At 72.8% G+C, this 6037-nt stretch carries 3 protein-coding genes; 1 reads left to right on the top strand and 2 read right to left on the bottom strand.

Annotated elements, in window-relative coordinates; genetic code table 11:
* Nucleotides 1–334 precede the first annotated feature (334 nt).
* Together PIJ49_RS16700 and PIJ49_RS16695 are read right to left on the bottom strand one after the other, a co-directional pair.
* Nucleotides 335–1321 (bottom strand): hypothetical protein, encoded by a 987-nt coding sequence (locus tag PIJ49_RS16700; protein WP_271827124.1) that lies wholly within the window; start codon nt 1319–1321, stop codon nt 335–337.
* A gap of 1 nt (nt 1322) precedes the next feature.
* The gene (locus PIJ49_RS16695; RefSeq protein WP_271827123.1) at nt 1323–4430 is read right to left on the bottom strand and encodes an Rne/Rng family ribonuclease; all 3108 of its coding nucleotides are present in this window, start codon (nt 4428–4430) and stop codon (nt 1323–1325) included.
* Between the two features lie 333 nt (nt 4431–4763).
* On the opposite strand from PIJ49_RS16695, the gene PIJ49_RS16690 reads away from it, so the two are divergent.
* Nucleotides 4764–5372 carry a vitamin K epoxide reductase family protein gene (locus PIJ49_RS16690; protein ID WP_271827122.1) on the top strand — a complete coding sequence of 203 codons (609 nt, stop codon included), beginning with the start codon at nt 4764–4766 and terminating at the stop codon, nt 5370–5372.
* The last annotated feature ends 665 nt before the right edge of the window (nt 5373–6037 follow it).

The raw sequence follows: 6037 nt of genomic DNA, 5'->3' as shown, positions 1-6037 counted from the left end.
ACGCCGGACGCCGGCAGCCGCCGGTCGCCGGCAGCCCCCGGCCGGCGGGCGGCAGGGTGGCGGCCACCGGCTGGCGAGCGGCAGTGTGGCGGCGCTGTCGGCGTCCGCACGACGTCGAGCACGTCGAACCACGTGACGGCGTGGCGCGAGGTGCTTCCCGGTGGTCAGCAGCAGCTCGCGCCGTGCGGTCGGCACGGTTCGGCGTCCGGCGGTCCGGCGGTGCACGGGGTGGCCCGGCGGGGTCGAGCGAGCCGACGACGGACGCCCGGAGCCGGGCTCCCGCCGGTGGCTGTGTCAGCGCACCGGCGGTGCCCGGCGACCGAGCGTGTCGGTGTCAGCGCGTCGGCGGCGTCCACCGGTCGTCGGGCCGCTGCACGGGCGGCTGGCCGGCGGCCTGCTGGGACCCGGACGGCTGACCGTACTGCTGCTGCTGCTGCTGCGCACCGTAGGGCTGCACGGCGGGCTGCACGGTCGGCGCGGGCACGGCGTCCGCAGGACGGACCGTCCCCGGTCGTCCGCCCGTCGGGCCCTGCCCCGGGCGTCCTCCCCGTGGACGTCCCAGCCAGAGCCACGCCACGGTCGACGTCGCGAGGAGCATGAGGGTGAAGGGGATGCCGTTCTGCAGGGGCCCGGTGAGGACGTCGATGACGAGCCGGGCACCCGACCCCGTCCGGACCGCGGCGTAGGACCCGGTGAAGACCCCGACGAGCGCCAGGGCGACCGTCCCCGCGGCACCGGCGAGCACGGCACGGAGGAGCACCGTCGGCAGCGGACTCCGCCGCGCGATCGGCGTGAGGAACGCGAGGGCCGTGAACGCTCCCACGTAGAACGGGAACGGCGAGGCGAACACGCCGGACACGAAGCTGCCGAGCAGGCTCGCCCCGGTGCCGTACGTCGAGAAGGGGTGCACGACGAGGGACGCCCCGAGCAGCCCGAGGACGCCGGACACCACCTCGACGAGCACGACGGACACGACGGCGATGAGGGCCCCCGTGACGTTGGCGACCGACGCTCCGGGTGCGAACGCCCGGCGCGGATCCGCGGTCCGGGGCGGCCGTGACCGCACCCGGCCCTGCTGACCGTACGGCTGCTGGCCGTCCTGCGGCTGGCCGTACGGCTGCTGACCGTACGGCTGCTGACCGTCCTGCGGGCGGCCGTACGGCGGCTGCTGCTGGCCGCCGGGTTGCTGGCCGACGTGCTGCTGGCCGGGCCACGCCGGGCCACCGGGCTGGCCGCCCGCGGGCGGTGCGGGCTGCGACCAGCCCGCACCGTAGTACCCGCGGTCCTGCTGCCGACCGTTCGGGTCGCCCGCGTGGCTCACGTCAGTTCCCCACGATCACGGCGCCGTCGTCCTGCCCGTCGTCGTCCGAGGACGCCGGTGCGCTGATGCTCGGCGACGACACACGGCGCGACCGCGATCGGCCCTGCCCCGGCTGCTTCGGCTCCGGGAGGGCCTGCAGCACGGAGTCGAGGAGCGACTCCGCGTCGTCCCGGACCGGACGCGGCTCACGCTTGGTCACGGCCACCGGGATGTCGAGGATCGCGACGGTGTTCTCGGTCGGGGTGACGGGAGCGCTCGAGCTCACGCGGCGACGGGTCGGCGCGGTCTTCGCCGGAGCGGCCTCCTGCGCGGACGGCTCGGGAGCGGACCCCTGCGAAGGGGTCTCCTGTGCGCCAGCGGAGCCCGCGCGGCCGGAACGGTGCTGGACGGCCTCGTCGGTGTCGCGCGCGGCGGACCCGCGCTGCTCGCCGCCGTGCTGTTCGGCATCCTGCTCGTCGGTACCGCGCTGCTCGGGTGCAGCACTGCCGGCACCACGACCGCCACGACGGCGGCGGCGCTTCGACCCGGACGACTGCTCGCCGTCACGGTTGCCCGCACCCCCGGCGTCCTCCGCGCCACGCTCCGGCGCGGACACCGGCGACGGACCGGACGCTGGTGCATCGGCCGAGGCGGAGACCGCGGCCTCGGGGTCCGGGGTCGCCGCACCGCCGCGCGGCGAAGCCACGCCGGTCACCGGTTCGCCGGACGACGCCTCGTCGTGGGGCAGGGTCGAGGCCGCGATGCGGGACAGCGCGTTCTTGACGTCCTCGGTGATCTGGTGCGCCTGCGACGACTGGCCGGTCGACCCGTTGCCGGAGCCCCCGCTGCCGGAGCCGCCGTTGCCACCGTGCCCGTTGCCTCCCTGGCCGTTGCCGTTGCCGTTGCCACCGGTCGAGCCGCCGTTGCCGCGGCCCTTGCGGCGCCCCTTCGAGGGCCCGGGGTCCGCGTTGTTGTCGTTGACCTTGGCGTTGACCTCGTCGAGCGACTCACGCAGCCCGACGCCGATCTTCTTGCGGGTCATCTGCACGAGGCCGAGCGAGGTGACCTCGGCCACCTGGTGCTTCGTGCGGTCGCGGCTCAGGCACTCGACGAGACGACGCAGCACCAGGTCGCGGTTCGACTCGAGCACCATGTCGATGAAGTCGATGACGATGATGCCGCCGATGTCGCGCAGGCGGAGCTGTCGGACGATCTCCTCGGCCGCCTCGAGGTTGTTCTTGGTGACGGTCTCCTCGAGGTTGCCGCCGGAGCCGACGAACTTGCCGGTGTTGACGTCGACGACCGTCATGGCCTCGGTGCGGTCGATCACGAGCGAGCCACCCGAGGGCAGCCAGACCTTGCGGTCCAGGGCCTTCTCGATCTGCTCGTTGAGGCGGTACTCCTCGAACGAGTCCGGGCCGTCGTAGATCTCGACGCGGTCCTTGAGGTCGGGCGCCACGGCGTCGAGGTACTCCTCGATGGTGCCGCGCGCGGCCTCGCCGTCGATGATCAGCTTCGTGAAGTCCTCGTTGAAGACGTCACGCACGATCTTGACGAGCAGGTCCGGCTCCGAGTGCAGCATGACCGGGGCGTGCCCGTTCTGCACCTTCTTCTGGATCGCGTCCCACTGGCTGGTCAGGCGCTGCACGTCGCGCGTGAGCTGTTCCTCGGTCGCACCCTCGGCAGCGGTGCGGACGATGACGCCCGCGTGCTCCGGCAGGACCTCCTTGAGGATCTTCTTCAGGCGCGCACGCTCGGTGTCCGGCAACTTGCGCGAGATGCCGTTCATGGAGCCGTTCGGCACGTAGACCAGGTAGCGACCCGGCAGCGAGACCTGCGAGGTCAGACGGGCACCCTTGTGCCCGACCGGGTCCTTGGTGACCTGCACGAGGACCTTGTCCCCGGGCTTGAGCGCGGCCTCGATGCGTCGGCCGTGGTTGCCGGTGTCGACCGAGTTCCAGTCCACCTCGCCCGCGTAGAGCACGGCGTTCCGACCGCGGCCGATGTCGACGAAGGCCGCCTCCATCGAGGGCAGCACGTTCTGCACCTTGCCGAGGTAGACGTTCCCGATGAGCGAGACGTTGTGCGACTTGGTGACGTAGTGCTCCGCGAGGACGTTGTCCTCGAGCACGCCGATCTCGATCTTCGACGAGCTCGACCGGACGATCATCTGGCGGTCGACGCTCTCGCGGCGCGCGAGGAACTCGTCCTCGGTGATGACCGTGCGACGACGACCGGCGTCACGGCCGTCGCGGCGACGCTGCTTCTTCGCCTCGAGGCGGGTGGACCCCTTGATGCGCTGCGGCTCGGTGATGAGCTCCGGCTCGCGGCGGCGCGGCTCCTGGTGGTCGCGCGGCTCACGGACACCGCGCTCCTGGCGGTCGGCACTGCTCCCGCGACGACGCGAGCGACGGCGGCTGCCGCCCTGCTCGTCGTCCTCGTCGTCGTCCTCGTCACGCGCAGCGCGCGCCGGCAGGGCCGGCAGGTCCGGCAGGACCGGCGCGTGGAAGATCAGGCTGAGGGTGCTGGTCGCCTTCGGCACGAAGGGCTCGTCCGCCTCGGGGGCGGATGCGGGCTCCGGCCGGGAGGCACCGCCCACCTCGACCGCGTCGGTCGCCACCGCGGTGGACGCGTCGTCCGCCGTGGTCGCCCCGTCCGGGTCGGCTGCTGTGGTCGCAGCGGGTGCGTCCGCGACCGTGCTGCGCTCGGTGCCGGCTGCACCGCCGTCCGACGACGCGTCGACGACGGGCTGGCTGCCCGTGACCGTCGAGACGTCCTGGGGCTCCGCCGCGGCGGCCGTGACGTGCTCGACCGCGACCTCGACGGCGTCGTCCGCCGTCGCCGTGTCCGTCGACGCAGGGGTCGTCGGCGCGCTGCCCGTCGCTTCGGTGTCCGTCGCTTCGGCATCCGTCGACGCGCTGTCCGGGGCGACCGGTCCGTCGACCGCAGCGGTCTCGTCGGTCGGCGCGTCGTCGGTCACGGCGACCGTCTCGATGTCGCTGGTGTCGGTGTCGACGTCACCACGGGCCTCCTGGCCGGTGGACCGGGCGCGACGGCTGCCGAACAGGCGGCCACGGCGCTTCGGTGCGACTTCTTCGTTGTTCGGGTTGTCGGTGTTCTGCTCCACCATGGATCTGGTGCACTCCTCGGCCCCACTCGCGTCCTGACGGACGGCGGGAATTCTGTGGTTGTCACGGGTGGCGTCCACGCCCCCGCGTTCGTTCTCGTGACCGGTGTTCGTCGTCCCGGCGTGCGGTCCGGTGTCGTTCCGTGTCGGACACCCGGCCCGACCGGCTCGGCATCGGATGTGACGCGAGTCCCGGTCACGGCGCGCTCTCACCGCGCCTGATCGTCCGGGCTGCGCCCGGAAAGCTCTCTCGCCGCACGGATCGGCCGCGCGACTGCTGTCATTGTCGCACGAGGTGCCAGGAAAGGTCCGGAACGGACATGCGATGATGACGCCGTGAGCACGAGCGCAACCACGCCCCGCCGCCCGGTCGCGATGGCGGTCTTCCTCATCGTCACCGGAGCAGTCGGCCTCTTCGCCGCGTTCAACCTGGTGCTGGACGAGTTCGCGAAGTACGAGAACCCGTCGAAGGCACTCAGCTGCGACGTCAGCCCGTTCGTGAACTGCTCGCAGGTGATGACGAGCTGGCAGGGCTCCCTGTTCGGGTTCCCGAACCCGCTCCTCGGCGTGATGGGCTTCGTCGCCCCGATCGCCGTCGGGGTGATGCTGCTCGCCGGCATGCGGAACGGTCACCGCTGGTTCTGGGTGCTGTTCAACGCCGGGGTGTTCCTGGCGTGGGTGTTCGTCACCTGGCTCTTCACGCAGACCGTCTGGGTCATCGGCTACCTGTGCCCCTGGTGCCTGCTCGTGTGGACCGTGACGATCCCGATGTTCTGGATCTTCACGACCTGGAACGCGGCGCAGGGACGCTTCGGCGCCGGGCTCCAGCGGGTCGGGCGCTCGCTGCTGCCCTACTCGTGGGCGTTCGTGCTGGCGAACTACGCCGTGATCGTGGTCAGCATCCTCATCGTGTTCCCCCGCGTGCTCACGACGCTCCCGCTCTGACGTTCCCTCTCCCCCGGCCGTCCTGCCGTCGTCGGGCCGCTGCTGGCTGCACGTCCCGGTCGTCCTGACGCCGCCGGACCGCTGTGATGCACCCGTCCCGGTCCCTCGAGCGGGCCAGATCCGTCACGCTCGACGTTCTCCGGCGACGGATCGTGCCCTCGCCCGGATCGCCAGCGGCGTGTCCTGCCCGCTCGGGAAGGCCCGCCGAGTCGGTCCCGATCGCTCGCGCAGCGTCCGGACGACACGTGCTCCTCGCTCCTACGGTGTGCGAGCGGATCGTCCCGCACCGGCGAGCGTGCTGCCTCGGCCCGTGATCCGCCGACCCGGCCAGGCCCGGACGCCCGATCCTTCCCATGACACCTGCGATGTAAGGCGCTTTCGGGCATTCCTGGTGCAACCGAAGCGCCAGGTACGCCCGGTTCCGCTCGGTACGCCCGGATCGACCAGGTGCGCACGCCGCCGCGCGCCCCCGGCGCCGCACCGCACCTCCCCGCACCCCAGGCGCCTCCCCGCGCCTGAGGCACTGCGTCGCGCGCCCGCGCCGCGGGCACCCCGGGGACAGCGATCGGCCCCGGGGGGCCGGGGGGGGGGGGGGGGGGCGGGGGGGGGGGGGGGCGGCAACTTAGCGGGGGGCGCGGATGGCGGGTGGACGTCGGTGGTGGTGG

The sequence above is a fragment of the Curtobacterium uvaldense genome, assembly GCF_028307415.1.
In the GTDB taxonomy this organism is placed as follows: domain Bacteria; phylum Actinomycetota; class Actinomycetes; order Actinomycetales; family Microbacteriaceae; genus Curtobacterium.
The sequence above is the reverse complement of the archived record's forward strand: the minus strand, read 5'-3'. Positions and strand labels throughout refer to the sequence as shown.